This window comes from Streptomyces sp. NPDC102406 (genome assembly GCF_044765725.1).
GTDB lineage: Bacteria > Actinomycetota > Actinomycetes > Streptomycetales > Streptomycetaceae > Streptomyces.
The window spans coordinates 1,052,211-1,067,618 of record NZ_JBIWKP010000001.1; the positions used below are offsets into that span (position 1 = coordinate 1,052,211).

Genomic DNA, 15,408 nt, shown 5'->3' on the forward strand with positions numbered 1-15,408 from the left:
GAGAGCCCCGGTCCGCCGTTTCGTCGGCGGGCCGGGGCCTTTTGCTGCACACTGCCCTCGAAGCCGGGGAGGCGAGATGCCGCAGATGACGCGGAGCAAGGTGAGCCGCTGGGACCAGCACGGCCGCGGTCACGTCGTACGGGTCGAGAAGTCCGGGCTCCAGCGGCAGTTGACGTGCGAGACGTGCGGATGGCGGCGGTCGGCGCAGTTCCTGCCGTGGCTCAAGGCGCAGGAGCACCTGGAACGGGAACACCAGGCGACCGTCGATCCGGGCGGCGACTGACCCGGCGGGGGTTCGAAGACAAGCTCAGCGCGCCGCGAGGCCGCGCATCACCAGGTCCACGACCGCCTCGAACGCCTCCTGGCTGCCCGGCAGCGACCACTCGGCGGCGTACACCGGGTCGTGGAAGTGGGCGGTGGCCTGGAGGACGGCGCGGGCCGTCGCGGTCACGTCGGACGTCAGGAACTCGCCCCGCTCCACGCCCTCGCGCACGATCGCGGCGACCTGGCGCAGGAGCTCGGCGAGATGGGCGTCGACCACGTCGCTGCTCTCGCCCACCAGGACCGTGTACGTGGCGAACAGCTCGGGGTCGTCGCCCGCCTTGTGCTGCTTCGCCTCGAACAGGGCCGCCAGCCAGTGCCGCAGCTTGGCCCCGGGCTCCTCCCGGCCCGCGACGACCTCGGCGAGGACGCCGGTCGTGCGCTCCAGCCAGCGCTCGGTGACCGCCCCGCGCAGCTCCGCCTTGGTGCGGAAGTGCCGGTACACCGAGCCGTGGCTCACCCCGAGCGCGCGCGCCACGTCGACCACGGTGGCCTTGGCGGCGCCGTGCCGGCGCAGCACCTCCTCGGTCGCGGCGAGGATGCGCTCGGGGGTCAGGGTCTCGGTGGTCGGTGCCATGTCAGTGACCGTACCGGGCCGGTCTCAGTGCTCGCTGTCGAGGTGTGCCATCTGGGCCGCCGGGTAGCGCTCGCCGGCCGCGGCGCCGGCGGGGACGGCCTCCTCGATCGCGGCGAGGTCGGCGGGGTCGAGGGCGACGTCGAGGGCGCCGAGCGCCTCGGTCAGGCGGGCGCGGGTGCGGGCGCCGACGAGCGGCACGATGTCGTCGTGCCGGGCGCCCTGGGCCAGCACCCAGGCGATGGCGATTTGTGCGACGCTCACGCCCTTCTGCTCGGCGATCTTGCGAAGCCGCTCCACGAGGTCGAGGTTGTGGCGCAGGTTCTCGCCCTGGAAGCGGGGGCTCATGCCGCGGAAGTCGTTCGCGGCGAGCGTGCGGTCCTGGGTGAAGTGGCCGGAGATCAGGCCGCGCGACAGGACGCCGTACGCGGTGACGCCGATGCCCAGTTCGCGGGTGGTCGGCAGGATCGACTCCTCGATGCCGCGGGAGATGAGGGAGTACTCGATCTGGAGGTCGGAGATCGGGGCGGTCGCGGCGGCCCGGCGGATCGTCTCCGCGCCCACCTCGGACAGGCCGATGTGGCGGACGTGCCCTTGCTCGACCAGTTCGGCGATGGCGCCGACCGTCTCCTCGATCGGCACGTCGGGGTCGACGCGGGCGATCCGGTAGACGTCGATGTGGTCGACGCCGAGGCGCTGGAGGCTGTACGCCGCGAAGTTCCGCACGGCGGCGGGCCGGCCGTCGTAGCCGCTCCAGCCGCCGTCCGGGTCGCGGAGCGCGCCGAACTTGACGCTGGTCAGCGCCGCCTCGCGGGAGGCGGCCGGGGCCGTGCGCAGGGCTTCGCCGATCAGCATCTCGTTGTGGCCCATCCCGTAGAAGTCCCCGGTGTCGAGGAGCGTCACCCCGGCGTCGAGCGCGGCGTGGACGGTGGCGATCGACTCGGCGCGGTCGGCCTCGCCGTACAACGCGGACATCCCCATGCAGCCGAGGCCGAGCGCGGAGACGCGGGGGCCGGTCGTGCCGAGGGTACGGGTGGGGAGGGCGGTGCTCATGGGAACTCCTTGGGGGTCGGGGTGCTCCCACCTTCGCATGACGGATGACAGATTTCAATATCTGTCATCTGTTACCTGTCACCTGTTATCTGTCACCTGTTACCTGACCGCCCTGGGCAGTCGCAGGCTCAGTGCCACGGTCAGCGCGATCAACCCGAGCTGCACGAGCAGCGTCGTCACCAGGGCGTCCCGTATGCCGAGCGTGGGCGCCAGGGAGAGGAACAGCGTGCCGAGCGTGGCCACGCCGAGGGCGAGGGCCGCCTGCTGGATCGTCGTCATCACGCCGCCGCCGACCCCGGCCCGCGCCGCGGGCACCTCGGACAGGATGATCCGGAAGAGGATGGGGAGCTGGAGCGCCTGCCCGGCGCCGGCCAGCGCCGCGCCCGGCAGCATCTGGAGCACCCCGAGCCCCGGCCAGGTCCGCCAGGCCGCGAGCGCGATCAGCGCCACCCCCGCCGCCTGCACCAGGCCGCCCGCCGTGACGACGCGCGTGCCCCAGCGGGCCACCAGGCGCGGACCGGCGAGCGACACCGCGAAGAAGACCGCCGCCATCGGGGCGAGGGCCAGGCCCGCCGCGGTCGCGCTCAACCGCTCGCCCTGCTGCAACGCCACCGCGATCACGAACATGAACCCGCTGAACCCCACGGAGAACGGCAGCACGAGCGCGAGACCCCGGCGCAGGGGGACGAGCCGGAACAGGGACGGCGGGATCAGCGGCGTACCGCCCGCCCGGTCCACCCGGCGCTCCACCGCGTAGAAGGCGTACCCGAGGAACGGGAAGGCGGCCAGCGACAGCCACGTCCACAGCGGCCAGCCCGCCGCCCGGCCCTCGGTCAGCGGCGCGAGCAGCGCGATCAGGGCGAGGGCGAGCAGCACGGTACCGGGCGCGTCGACCGGTTCGGGGCGCGCCGAGCGGGTCTCGGGGACCGCGCGCGCCGCGAGAACGAGGGCCACGACGACCACCGGCACGTTGACCAGGAACACCGAGCGCCAGCCGGAGCCGAACAGGTCGGCCGAGACGAGTACGCCGCCCAGGACCTGCCCCGCCACCATCGACAGACCCGCCGTCGCCCCGTACATGCTCATCGCCTTCGCCCGGCGCTGCCCGGCCGTCGTCGCCTGGATCGTGGCGAGCACCTGCGGCAGCATCAGGGCCGCCGCCGCGCCCTGCGCGACCCGCGCCGCGACCAGCGTCCCGGCCGTCGGGGCGAGACCGCAGGCCAGCGAGGTGAGGCCGAAGGCCGCCATACCGGCGAGGAACAGCCGGCGGCGCCCGAGCTGATCGCCGAGCCGGCCGCCCAGGACGAGCAGCACGGCGTACGCGATGCCGTATCCGGCGACGACGAGTTCGAGGACCGGCTCGCTCGCCGCGAGGTCGCGGTCGATGGTGGGCAGGGCGACGTTGACGATGAAGAAGTCGATGAGCGGCAGGGCCGCGCCGAGCAGCACGGTGAACAGACCCGGAGAGCTGAGCGAGAAACCGGGCGCCGCGGCGGGCGCGACCGGCGGGGACTGCGTGTGGGTGGTCATGGCGTCGAGCCTGGCCCGCCCACCAGGCTGGTACCAGAGTCTTCTTATCCTGGTAGAAGCTCTACCCGGAAACAGGATGGCCGCCCGGGCGGCGCCGGTGCAGGCTGGGGGGATGACCACGATGCAGCAGGAGGCGCGGCCCACCGAGATCCGGCGGCACGAGCTGGCCGGGTTCCTGCGCAGCCGCCGCGAGCGCATCATGCCCGAGGACGTGGGCCTGCCGCGCGGGCGGCGCCGTCGCACCCCGGGCCTGCGCCGCGAGGAGGTCGCGCAGCTCTCCGCGGTCGGCGTCACCTGGTACACATGGCTGGAGCAGGGCCGCGACATCCAGGTCTCGGCGCAGGTCCTCGACGCGCTGGCCCGCGCCCTGCGCCTCGACGCGAGCGAGCGCGCCCACCTGTTCGCACTGGCCGGCGCGATCGACCCGACACCGGCCGCGAGCTGCGCCACGCTGACGCCCGAACTGCGGCAGATGCTCACGCAGTTGGAGCCGCTGCCCGCCTGTGTGCAGAACAGCCGCTACGACATCCTCGCCCACAACCGCACCTACGGGCTGCTCCTGTGCGACCTCGACGACATCCCGCCCGAGGACCGCAACTGCATGTTCCTCGCGTTCACCAACGAACGGTGGCGGTCCTCGATCGTCCACCTCGACGACGTGCTGCGCATCATGGCCGCCAAGTTCCGCGCGGGCATGGCCGACCATCTCGCCGAGCCCGCCTGGAAGACGGTCCTGAAGCGGCTCCTGGACGAGTCCGCCGAGTTCCGCGAGGTGTGGGAGCGGCACGAGGTGGTGCAGTCGCTGCCCAGCAAACTCAAGCACTTCGACAACGCCTACGTCGGCCCGCTCGCCGTCGTCCACACCGACCTGTGGCTGGGCCGGGGCGGCGGGGCGCGCCTGGTGACGTACACCCCGGCGGACGAGACGACCCGCGCGCGCCTCGACCGGCTCCAGGAGCTGGCGCTCGGGCGCGCCCGCGTCGGGAGCCCGGCCCCGTCATGACCCGGTGGACGCCCGCGCCGCCGCCGCGTCCTCTGGCTCCGCCAGCCGCTCCGCGGTCCGCCGCGCCGTCTCCCTGGCCCACCGGCCGCTGCTCAGCGCGCCCAGCAGGAGCACCGCGAGTCCGCACCCCGCGATGATCCACCAGCAGGGGCGGCCGGCGCCGACGAAGGCGTGCGCGTAACCGGAATCGGCGATGCCCGAGGCGAGGACGGCGCCGATGACGGCGACACCGAGGGTCTGGCCGATCTGGCGGCTGGTGGAGGCGACGGCCGCCGCGACACCGGCCTGGGCGCGCGGCATGCCGGAGACGGCGGTGTTGGTGATGGGCGCGTTGACGAAGCCGAAGCCGATGCCGAACAGGACGTAGCCGAGGAACAGCGTCCCGTCCGACGTCTCGGCGTCGAACGCGGCGAACAGGACGCCGCTCGCCGTCATCATGACGCCCGCGACGAGCAGCGGCAGCCGCGGTCCCCGCGCGCCGACGAGCCGTCCGGACAGCGGCGCGCAGACCAGCGTCATCGCCGCCATCGGCAGCATCCACAGACCCGCGTGCAGCGCGTCCAGGCCGCGTACGTTCTGGAGGTAGAGCGTCGACAGCAGCAGGAAGCCACCGAGCGCGGCGAACCCGCAGATCGCGATGAGGGTGGCACCGCTGAACGGCGCGGAGCGGAAGAACCGCAGGTCGATGAGGGGATCGGTGCGGCGCGGCTCGTACCGCAGGAGGCCGGCGAGCGCGGCGACCGCGACCGCCGCGCAGGCGATGATCCGCACCGACGTCCAGCCCGCCGACGGCGCCTCGATGATCGCGTAGGTCAGTGAGCCGAGCAGGGCGATGACCAGCAGCTGGCCGACCGGGTCGGGGCGGCGGGCCTTGGGGGCGCGGGACTCGGGGACGTAGCGGACGGTGAGCAGGAGCGCGGCGAGGCCGACGGGCAGGTTGACCCAGAAGATCGAGCGCCAGCCGACCGAGTCCACGAGCAGACCGCCCACCAGCGGGCCCGCGGCCATGGAGATGCCGACGACGCCGCCCCACACCCCGATGGCGCGGGCCCGCTCGCGCGGGTCGGTGAAGGTGTTGGTGATGATCGACATCGCGACGGGGTTGAGCATCGAGCCGCCGACGGCCTGCATCGTGCGGAACGCGACGAGGGTCTCCAGGTTCGGCGCGAGCGAGCAGGCCACCGAGGCGGCCGTGAACACGATGAGCCCGGCCTTGAACACCTTGCGCCGCCCGATCCGGTCGGCGGTCGAGCCGGCCAGCATCAGGAGCGCGGCGAGGACCAGGGTGTAGGCGTCGATCGTCCACTGCATGCCCGAGAGGCTGGCGCCGAAGTCCCTGGCCATCGAGGGCAGCGCCACGTTCAGGACGGTGTTGTCGAGGCTGACGATCAGCAGGCTCATGCAGCAGATCGCCAGGACGAGCAGGCGCCTGCGGTGCGTCAGGGACGAAGGTGCGTCGGACATGCTTTCGACGGTAACCGGAGAGGTGAGGGGACGGGCACGTGAGGTCATGGCCCCAGCGTCGTCGCCCGCCCAGGCCGGTACCAGAGTCTCCCTATCGTGTTACAGGCAGTACCTGGCACCAGGATGCGGGCACGGGCATGCTGGACGCATGACCGCTGGAACGCCGACCGTGCCGAGGGCCGAGGCGCGCCGCACCGAACTGGCCGCGTTCCTGCGCAGCCGCCGCGAGCGCATCACCCCGGACCAGGTCGGCCTGCCGGGCACCGCCCGCCGCCGCACCCCCGGGCTGCGCCGCGAGGAGGTCGCCCACCTCGCCTCCGTCGGCATCACCTGGTACACGTGGCTGGAACAGGGCCGCGCCATCAACGTCTCCGCCGGCGTCCTCGACGCCATCGCCCGGGCGCTGCTCATGGACCCCACCGAGCGGGCCCACGCCTTCGCCCTCGCCGGGACCGCCGATCCGCGCGCCGAGACCGTCCGCCCGGCCGTCACCCCGACCGTCCTGCGCCTGCTGAAGCGCCTGGAGCCCTATCCGGCCGCCCTCAAGAGCGCCCGCTACGACATCCTCGCCTGGAACCGCGCCTACGCCGACGTCTTCGGCGACCCCACCGAACTCGACCCGGAGCACCCCAACGCCCTGTGGCTGATGTTCATGAACGACCGCTGGCGCGTGCGGCTGCTCGACCGCGACGCGATGCTGCCCGAGATCATCGCCAAGTACCGCAAGGCGATGGCCGGGCACATCGGCGACGCCGCCTGGAAGGCGCCCGTCGACGCGCTCCTCGCGGCCTCGCCCGAGTTCCGCGAGCTGTGGGAGCGGCGCGAGGTCGCGCCGATGGTCTCGCACGTCAAGCGCTATCTGCACCCGGACCCGGAGATCGGCCTGCTGCGTCTGGAGCACCGCCACATGTGGCTGTCGCCGGAGACCGGCGCGTACCGCGTCGTCGCCTACGTGCCCGCGGACGACGAGACCGAGGAGCGCCTGGAGCGCCTGGGGAGCCTCGCCGCCGGGGTCTGACCCGTACGGACCCCCGTTCGGCGTACGCGACAATGGGGGCATGACCGCTTCGACCACGCCCCTCACCATCGGACCGCACACCGTCGTCCCGCCCGTGGTCCTCGCACCCATGGCGGGGATCACGAACGCGCCGTTCCGCACCCTGTGCCGCGAGTTCTCCGGCGGCAAGGGGCTCTTCGTCAGCGAGATGATCACGACGCGGGCGCTGGTCGAGCGCAACGAGAAGACCATGCAACTGATCCACTTCGACGCGAGCGAGAAGCCCCGCTCGATCCAGTTGTACGGGGTCGACCCGGCCACCGTCGGCAAGGCAGTCCGCATGATCGCGGAGGAGGACCTCGCCGACCACATCGACCTGAACTTCGGCTGCCCCGTCCCGAAGGTCACGCGCAAGGGCGGCGGCTCCGCGCTCCCCTACAAGCGCCCCCTGCTGCGGGCGATCCTGCGCGAGGCCGTGTCCGGGGCGGGGAACCTGCCGGTCACGATGAAGATGCGCAAGGGCATCGACGACGACCACATCACGTTCCTCGACGCCGGCCGGATCGCCGTCGAGGAAGGGGTGACGGCGATCGCCCTGCACGGGCGCACCGCCGCCCAGCACTACGGCGGCACGGCCGACTGGGACGCCATCGCCCGGCTCAAGGAGCACGTCCCCGAGATCCCCGTGCTCGGCAACGGCGACATCTGGTCGGCGGACGACGCGCTGCGCATGGTCCGCGAGACCGGCTGCGACGGCGTCGTCGTGGGCCGGGGCTGCCTCGGCCGGCCGTGGCTCTTCGCCGACCTGGTCGCGGCGTTCGAGGGCAGGCCCGAGCGGGCCCGTCCCACGCTGCGGGTCGTCGCCGACGCGATGGTGCGGCACGCGACGCTGCTCGGCGAGTGGATCGGCGACGAGGCGCGCGGCGTCATCGACTTCCGCAAGCACGTGGCCTGGTACCTGAAGGGCTTCGCGGTCGGCTCCGAGATGCGCAAGCGCCTCGCGATCACCTCCTCCCTCGCCGAACTGCGCGGCGGCCTCGACGAGTTGGACCTGGACCAGGAGTGGCCCGACGGCGCGGACGGGCCCCGTGGCCGCACGTCGGGCAACAACCGGGTGGTGCTGCCGGACGGCTGGCTGCGGGACCCCTACGACTGCGCGGGGCTCTCCGAGGACGCGGAACTCGACACGTCCGGCGGCTGAGGCACCGCCTCCGGCGCGTCCTCGTGCCGGGCGCCGCTCAGCAGGTCGAGCGTCAGCGCCGCCGTCCAGCCGAACCCGCGCGCCCCGTACCCCGCGCCCGTGTACGGATCGACGTACTCGGCGAAGTCCGTGGCCCCGGCCGTATCGAGCAGCGCCGCCCGCAGCCGCGCCGCCCGCGCGTGCTCCCCGTGCTGCCGCAGCCCGCGCTCCACGAGCCAGTTGGTGTTGAACCAGGCGGGGCCGCGCCAGTACCGGCGCGGGTCGAAGGCGGCTCCCCGCAGGTCGTGGCTGGGGACGAGCCGCACCGCGCCGCCGAGCCCGAAGTGCGGGCCGTGCGCGGTGCGCACCAGCGCCGCCGCCACCTCGCGCGGCAGCGTGGGCAGGATCAGCGGGATCAGCCCCGAGACGCCGAACTCGGGCACGAGGGCGCCGTCGCGCAGGTCACGGCAGAAGAACATGCCCGCCGCCGGATCGAACAGCCGCCGCACGAGGGCCGCCGTCAGCCGCTCGGCGCGGGTGTGCCACGCCGCCCCGGCCACCCCGGTCTCCGCGGCGATCTGCGCCAACGCGTGCTCGGACGCGGCCAGCAGGGCGTTGAAGGACGGGTCTTCGACGGCGAACTCGCCCGGCCCGTCGGCGTAGGCGCCGTCCCGGTAGTCGGCGGCGAGCCGCACGTACCGCCCGTAGTCGGTGTCCGTCGGCCGGTCGTCCGCCGCGCTGTGCGCCAGGTCGGCACGGCGGAACGTGCCCGGGGGAGCGGGCGTCACCCGGCTCAGCGGGGCGTCCCAGCAGGGGCTGTTGTCCATGCCCTGCTCCCAGGGGTGGACGACGGGGACGAGGCCCGCGCCGTGCAGGTCGCGGCGGCGCAGCAGGTAGTCGTGCCAGGCGGCGAGCTTGGGGAAGAGGCGCGGCAGGAAGCCGCGGGAGCGGGAGAGCTCCGGGTCCGCGCGGTGCACCAGCCAGGCGGCGAGCGCGTGCACGGGCGGCTGCACGATGCCCGACGTCTGCACGGTGGACGGCGCCCCGGCGGCGAGGCCGGCGGTGCTGGAGCGCCAGAAGTCGGGGCTCGGGAAGTACGCGGCCGGCTCGACGGCCGGGTTGAAGACGATGTGCGGGACGCGGCCGTCGCCCCACTGGGCGCTCAGCAGTGTCTCCAGTTCCTGTTGGGCGCGCGGCGGCGAGACGTGGCGCAGGCCGATGGCGATGAACGCGGAGTCCCACGACCACTGGTGCGGGTACAGGGTGCGCGAGGGGACGGTGGAGGCGCCCGTCCAGTTCGTGTCGAGGACGCGGACGGCGCGGTCCCGCAGGAGCTTGGCCCGCATGGCGGGGACGAAGGCCCGGGACCGCTCGGGGGTGTGCTCCACATGGTCTCCCGGGACTGCCGGTCGGGCGGCGGACGGCCTGCGGGAAGTATGACAGGCCTGTTTCGTCCGGCCACCCTGTCCGCATGGTGACATCGGACCGTCCGGGACCCGGCGCGCGCGGCGTGATTCTCGCCACCCCTGATAGCTCTGGCGCTCAGATGAGCGATTTATGAGTGGGTGCACTTCCTCAAGACGTGGCACTCAGTGCCACTGCTCGATCATTTACGACCTGAACGCACATGCGAGCGGAGGCTGCTCATGTGAGCGATACTGCGGGTCTACGGGGGTTGATGCTTCAGGAAGTGAACACATGTGGGTCACCGCTCCTACCCGTCGGTCACTTTCGATCTCCTGGCCGACGGGCGGTTACGTCCGCATGACGGCAAAGTGGACGTACCCAGGAGCCTTGGATCTGGGTATGTTCCTCGCCGTCAGGGCAGCCACCGAGCCTCGAGGAGTCGAGCCCGTGTCGGAAAACAAAGATCCTCAGGTAGCCGATCAAGGCGCGAAGTTCGTCTACGACTTCACCGAAGGGAACAAGGACCTCAAGGACCTTCTCGGTGGCAAGGGCGCCAACCTCGCCGAGATGACCAACCTGGGTCTTCCCGTCCCTCCCGGCTTCACCATCACCACCGAGGCGTGCAAGGTCTACCTCGACAGCGGCGAGGAGCCGGTGGCACTGCGTGACGAGGTCGGTGCGCACCTCGACGCCCTTGAGAAGAAGATGGGCAAGAAGCTCGGCCAGCCGGACAACCCTCTTCTGGTGTCGGTCCGTTCGGGCGCGAAGTTCTCCATGCCCGGCATGATGGACACCGTCCTCAACATCGGCCTCTCCGACAAGTCCGTGCAGGGCCTCGCCCAGCAGGCCGGCGACGAGCGGTTCGCCTGGGACTCCTACCGCCGCCTCATCCAGATGTTCGGCAAGACCGTGCTCGACGTCGACGGCGACCTCTTCGAGGACGCCCTGGAGAAGGCCAAGCAGGCCAAGAAGGTCACGGTCGACACCGACCTCGACGCGGCCGACCTGAAGAAGCTCGTCGCCCGCTTCAAGAAGATCGTCAAGACCGAGGCCGGGCGCGACTTCCCGCAGGACCCGCGCGAGCAGATGGACCTCGCCATCCACGCGGTCTTCGACTCCTGGAACACCGACCGGGCCAAGCTCTACCGCCGCCAGGAGCGCATCCCGCACGACCTCGGCACCGCCGTCAACGTCTGTTCCATGGTCTTCGGCAACCTCGGACCCGACTCGGGCACCGGTGTCGCCTTCACCCGCGACCCGGCCTCGGGCCACCAGGGCGTCTACGGCGACTACCTCCAGAACGCGCAGGGCGAGGACGTCGTCGCCGGTATCCGCAACACGGTGCCGCTCGCCGACCTGGAGCAGATCGACAAGACGTCGTACGACCAGCTCATGCAGATCATGGCGACCCTGGAGAACCACTACAAGGATCTCTGCGACATCGAGTTCACCATCGAACGCGGCCAGTTGTGGATGCTCCAGACCCGCGTCGGCAAGCGGACCGCGGGCGCCGCCTTCCGCATCGCGACCCAGCTCGTCGACCAGGGCCTGATCGACGAGGCCGAGGCCCTGCAACGCGTCACCGGCGCCCAGCTCGCCCAGTTGATGTTCCCGAAGTTCGACGAGGACGCGAAGGTCGAGCAGTTGGGCCGCGGCATCGCCGCGTCGCCGGGCGCCGCCGTCGGCAAGGCCGTCTTCGACACGTACACCGCGATCAAGTGGTCGCGCTCCGGCGAGAAGGTCATCCTGGTCCGCCGCGAGACCAACCCCGACGACCTCGACGGCATGATCGCCGCCGAGGGCATCCTGACCTCGCGCGGCGGCAAGACCTCGCACGCGGCCGTCGTCGCGCGCGGCATGGGCAAGACCTGTGTCTGCGGCGCCGAGGAGCTCGACGTCGACACCAAGCGGCGGCGGCTGACCGTCGGCGACGTGGTGGTCGAGGAGGGTGACACGATCTCCATCGACGGCTCCACCGGCAAGGTGTACCTCGGCGAGGTGCCCGTCGTGCCGTCCCCGGTGGTCGAGTACTTCGAGGGCCGCATGCACGCCGGCGCCGACGACGCCGACGAACTGGTCGGCGCCGTCCACCGGATCATGGCCTACGCGGACCGGGTACGCCGCCTGCGCGTACGGGCCAACGCCGACAACGCCGAGGACGCCCTGCGCGCCCGCCGGTTCGGCGCCCAGGGCATCGGCCTGTGCCGCACCGAGCACATGTTCCTCGGCGAGCGCCGCGAGATGGTCGAGAAGCTGATCCTCGCCGACACCGACGCCGAGCGCGAGGAGTCCCTCAAGCAGCTCCTGCCGCTCCAGAAGCAGGACTTCATCGAGCTGTTCGAGGCGATGGACGGCCTGCCGGTCACCGTCCGCCTGCTCGACCCGCCGCTGCACGAGTTCCTGCCCGACATCACCGAACTGTCGGTGCGCGTCGCACTCGCCGAGTCCCGCCAGGACAAGAACGAGAACGACCTGCGTCTCCTCCAGGCCGTGCACCGGCTGCACGAGCAGAACCCGATGCTCGGTCTGCGCGGCGTCCGCCTCGGCCTGGTCATCCCCGGCCTGTTCGCCATGCAGGTGCGCGCCATCGCCGAAGCCGCCGCCGCGCGCAAGAACGCCAAGGGCGACCCGCGTGCCGAGATCATGATTCCGCTGGTCGGCACCGTGCAGGAGCTGGAGATCGTCCGCGAGGAGGCAGACCGGGTCATCGCCGAGGTCCAGGAGCAGACCGGCGTCCGGCTGGGGCTCGCCATCGGCACCATGATCGAGCTGCCCCGCGCCGCCCTCACGGCGGGACAGATCGCCGAGGCCGCGCAGTTCTTCTCTTTCGGCACGAACGACCTGACGCAGACCGTCTGGGGCTTCAGCCGCGACGACGTCGAGGCCTCGTTCTTCACCGCGTACCTGGAGAAGGGCATCTTCGGGGTGTCGCCGTTCGAGACGATCGACAAGGACGGCGTGGGCTCCCTGGTGCGGAGCGCCGTCGAGGCGGGCCGGGCCACGCGCCCCGACCTGAAGCTCGGCGTCTGCGGTGAGCACGGCGGCGACCCGGAGTCGGTCCACTTCTTCCACGAGGTCGGCCTCGACTACGTCTCCTGCTCGCCGTTCCGTATCCCGGTCGCCCGTCTCGAAGCGGGCCGCGCCGCCTCCACGTCGGCGGGCAGCGACCACCGGTAGGCGCCTCGGACCCCGGAGCCGCCGTAGGTCCCCGACCCTCACCGATCCGCGGTGGCTCCGGTACGAAAGCGGGAGGGCGGCGCCCCTGTGCGGGGGGTGCCGCCCTCCCGGCGTGCTCCCGCCGAGGCGGGGTTGAGCGGAACCTGGCCGGTCACTTTACTGGCGGGCGAGCCATCCGGATCCGCGGTGGGACCAGCCCGCCGCCATGACCGACCGCGTCCAGGGAGCACAGCCATGAGCGGCTGGAACGTCAGCGACATCCCCGACCTGAGCGGCCGCACGGCCGTGGTCACCGGCGCCAACAGCGGCATCGGCTACGTCACCGCCCGCGAACTGGCCCGCGCGGGCGCCCACACCGTGCTCGCCTGCCGCAGCGCGGAACGGGGGGAGGCCGCCCTCGCCCGCCTCCGCTCCGAAGTGCCGCGCGCGCAGGCCGAGTTCGAGCCCCTGGACCTCGGCAGCCTCGACTCCGTACGCGCCTTCGCGGCCGGCCGCCAGGGTCGGCGCCTCGATCTGCTCGTCAACAACGCCGGGGTCATGGCGCTGCCGTTCGGGCACACGGCCGACGGGTTCGAGACGCAGTTCGGCGTCAACCACCTCGGCCACTTCGCGCTGACCGGACTGCTGCTGCCCGGTCTGCTCGCCGCGCCCGCCGCCCGCGTCGTCTCCGTCGCCAGCGGACTGCACGCCCTCGCCAACATCGACATCGGCGACCTCAACAGCGAGAAGCGGTACCGGCGTTGGGTGGCGTACGGCCGCTCCAAGACCGCCAACCTGCTGTTCGTGCACGAACTGGCGCGGCGCGCCGCCACCGTCGGCGCCCCCCTCGTGGCCGTCGCCGCGCACCCCGGGTACGCGGCCACGTCGTTGCAGACGCGCGGCGTCCGGATGGAGGGGCGCAAGGGCGCCGAGCGCTTCGTCGAGGTGGGCAACCGGGTCTTCGCGCAGTCCGCCGAGGCGGGGGCGCTGCCCACGCTGTACGCGGCGACCGCCCCGGAGGTGCGCCCCGACGACTTCTACGGGCCGCGGGTGCTCATGTGGCGCGGGGCGCCCGCCCGGTCCTGGCGCGCGTCGTGGGCCCGCAACGACGTGGCGGGGGAGCGGCTGTGGGTGGCGTCGGAGCAGTTGACCGGCGTGGAGTACGGCGGCCTCAAGGGCTGAGCCCCCTTCCGCGGGAGGTGAGGCGGCGGGGGCCTTCCCGGCTCAGGCCGACGCCCCGCCGTCGACGACCAGGTCCGCGCCGACCACCGAGGCCGCGTCGGCGGAGGCCAGGTACAGCACGGCCGCGGCGGCCTCCTCGGTCGTCGAGACACGGCCCAGCGGCGATTCGTCCTTCATGCGCACGGCCCGCTCGGCCGGGCTCTCGCCGGGCCGCAGCGACATGGTGGTGGCGACGGGGCCCGGGCTGACCGCGTTGATCCGTACGCCCTCGGCGATGTGGTCGAGGGCGGCGCCGCGGGTCAGCGCGGAGACGGCCGCCTTCGAGACGGCGTAACCGGTCAGGCCCGCGAGGGACTTGTGGGGGCCGAGGTTCGAGGAGACGTTGACGACGGCGCCGCCGTCGGCCTGGCCGCGCATCTGCGCGATCTCCGCCCGGAGGCAGTGCAGGACGCCCGTGACGTTGGTGTCGAGCAGCGCGTGCCAGTCGTCCGGGGAGAGATCGCCGACGGGCGTGCCCGCGCCGCGCAGGATGCCGGCCGCGTTGACGGCGACGTCGAGCGAGCCGAACCGGTCGACCGCCGCCCGCACGGCGGCCTCGGCGTCCTCGGCGCGGGACACGTCGGCCACGTGGGCGAGCGCGGTGCCGCCCGCCGCCGCGACGAGCGCGACGGTCTCCTCCAGGGTGGCGGCCGTGCGCCCGGCGGCGACCACCCGCGCGCCCTCGGCGGCGAGAGCGAGCGCGACGGCCCGGCCCAGGCCGGAGCCGGCGCCGGTGACGAGGGCCGTCTGGCCGGTGAAGCGTTGACGTACGGGGGAGGGGGACGGGGCGGGGACGGGGGCGGGGGAGGGCATGGAGGCTCCTTGTTCGCGCGGCTTTTTTGAACGAACGGTTCAATATCTGGGCATGCCGAAGTGTCTGGGCGTGCGTGCCGAGACCCCGGCCCGGGGTGGTCGGTCAGTCCAGCAGGGTCAGCGCCTGTTCCGCCGCGTCCCGGACGCGCGCGGTGTCCCGCGAGGCCTTGCCGACCACGCGGATGCCCTGCATGAGGACGAGCAGGAGGCGGGCGAGGGCGCGCGGGTCGCGGTCGGCCGGCAGCTCGCCCTGGGCGCGGGCCCGCAGGAGCGCGCTGTGCAGGACGGTCTCGATCTGCTCCCAGCTCCGCTCCACCCGGCGGGCGGCCTGCGCGTCGTGCGGGCCCAACTCCGTCGCGGTGTTCGTGACGAGGCAGCCGAGCAGGCGCCGGTCGTCCGCGGACGCCTCGGCGGCGAACCGGCGGACCAGCGCGCGCACGGCGGGCAGCGCGGGCCCGCCGGCCGACAGCTCGGCGAGGACCTGGAGGTCGGCGGAGTCGGTGTAGCGGTCGAGCGCCTTGAGGTACAGCTCGTGCTTGTTGCCGAACGTCGCGTAGATGCTGGCGCGCCCGATGCCGAGGTGGTCCACGAGGTCCGCCATCGAGGTCGCCTCGTAACCGCGCCGGTGGAACAGCTCCAGGGCTGCTTGCAGCGCGGTGTCCGGATCGAATTCCTTGGTCCTGGCCACG

13 protein-coding genes are annotated in these 15,408 nt (G+C 72.7%); 6 read left to right on the top strand and 7 right to left on the bottom strand.

Translation table 11 applies throughout. The features are described from left to right. Positions 1-76 precede the first annotated feature (76 nt). Positions 77-283 (top strand): hypothetical protein, encoded by a 207-nt coding sequence (locus ACIRF8_RS04870; RefSeq protein WP_404210871.1) that lies wholly within the window; start codon positions 77-79, stop codon positions 281-283. A 24-nt stretch (positions 284-307) separates the two neighbouring features. Here ACIRF8_RS04870 and ACIRF8_RS04875 read toward each other — a convergent pair whose 3' ends face one another. From ACIRF8_RS04875 to ACIRF8_RS04885, 3 genes are all read right to left on the bottom strand, one after another. Then, complete coding sequence (locus tag ACIRF8_RS04875) at positions 308-898, bottom strand: TetR family transcriptional regulator (protein WP_404210873.1); 591 nt, start codon at positions 896-898, stop codon at positions 308-310. Between the two features lie 24 nt (positions 899-922). Next, positions 923-1,948 carry an aldo/keto reductase gene (locus ACIRF8_RS04880; RefSeq protein ID WP_404210875.1) on the bottom strand — a complete coding sequence of 342 codons (1,026 nt, stop codon included), beginning with the start codon at positions 1,946-1,948 and terminating at the stop codon, positions 923-925. Between the two features lie 99 nt (positions 1,949-2,047). Further along, the gene (locus ACIRF8_RS04885; RefSeq protein ID WP_404210877.1) at positions 2,048-3,478 is read right to left on the bottom strand and encodes an MFS transporter; all 1,431 of its coding nucleotides are present in this window, start codon (positions 3,476-3,478) and stop codon (positions 2,048-2,050) included. Positions 3,479-3,590: 112 nt separating this feature from the next. Between ACIRF8_RS04885 and ACIRF8_RS04890 the strand changes: the two genes are divergently transcribed. Beyond that, positions 3,591-4,481 (top strand): helix-turn-helix transcriptional regulator, encoded by an 891-nt coding sequence (locus ACIRF8_RS04890; protein ID WP_404210879.1) that lies wholly within the window; start codon positions 3,591-3,593, stop codon positions 4,479-4,481. Here ACIRF8_RS04890 and ACIRF8_RS04895 read toward each other — a convergent pair. After that, on the bottom strand, positions 4,476-5,945 hold the full coding sequence (locus tag ACIRF8_RS04895) for an MFS transporter (RefSeq protein ID WP_404210881.1): 1,470 nt from the start codon (positions 5,943-5,945) through the stop codon (positions 4,476-4,478). The two genes, ACIRF8_RS04890 and ACIRF8_RS04895, sit on opposite strands and share 6 nt — an antisense overlap. Before the next feature lie 148 nt (positions 5,946-6,093). On the opposite strand from ACIRF8_RS04895, the gene ACIRF8_RS04900 reads away from it, so the two are divergent. Beyond that, positions 6,094-6,963, top strand: a complete 870-nt coding sequence (locus ACIRF8_RS04900) for a helix-turn-helix transcriptional regulator (protein WP_404210883.1) — start codon at positions 6,094-6,096, stop codon at positions 6,961-6,963. Between the two features lie 40 nt (positions 6,964-7,003). Next, positions 7,004-8,143 carry a tRNA dihydrouridine synthase DusB gene (dusB, locus tag ACIRF8_RS04905; protein ID WP_404210885.1) on the top strand — a complete coding sequence of 380 codons (1,140 nt, stop codon included), beginning with the start codon at positions 7,004-7,006 and terminating at the stop codon, positions 8,141-8,143. On the opposite strand, the gene ACIRF8_RS04910 is transcribed toward dusB, so the two are convergent. Further along, a complete protein-coding gene (locus ACIRF8_RS04910) occupies positions 8,089-9,468 on the bottom strand; it encodes an MGH1-like glycoside hydrolase domain-containing protein (RefSeq protein WP_404212283.1) in 1,380 nt (459 codons plus the stop codon). The two genes, dusB and ACIRF8_RS04910, sit on opposite strands and share 55 nt — an antisense overlap. Positions 9,469-9,976: 508 nt before the next feature. On the opposite strand from ACIRF8_RS04910, the gene ppdK reads away from it, so the two are divergent. Next, positions 9,977-12,706 carry a pyruvate, phosphate dikinase gene (gene ppdK / locus ACIRF8_RS04915; protein ID WP_404210887.1) on the top strand — a complete coding sequence of 910 codons (2,730 nt, stop codon included), beginning with the start codon at positions 9,977-9,979 and terminating at the stop codon, positions 12,704-12,706. A gap of 234 nt (positions 12,707-12,940) precedes the next feature. Further along, on the top strand, positions 12,941-13,867 hold the full coding sequence (locus ACIRF8_RS04920) for an oxidoreductase (protein WP_404210889.1): 927 nt from the start codon (positions 12,941-12,943) through the stop codon (positions 13,865-13,867). A gap of 42 nt (positions 13,868-13,909) precedes the next feature. Here ACIRF8_RS04920 and ACIRF8_RS04925 read toward each other — a convergent pair whose 3' ends face one another. Next, positions 13,910-14,719, bottom strand: coding sequence for an SDR family NAD(P)-dependent oxidoreductase (locus tag ACIRF8_RS04925; RefSeq protein ID WP_404210891.1), 810 nt, complete (start codon positions 14,717-14,719; stop codon positions 13,910-13,912). Between the two features lie 103 nt (positions 14,720-14,822). Further along, entirely contained in the window at positions 14,823-15,407 is a 585-nt protein-coding gene (locus ACIRF8_RS04930; RefSeq protein ID WP_404210893.1) for a TetR/AcrR family transcriptional regulator, read from the bottom strand. Position 15,408: the final 1 nt, after the last annotated feature.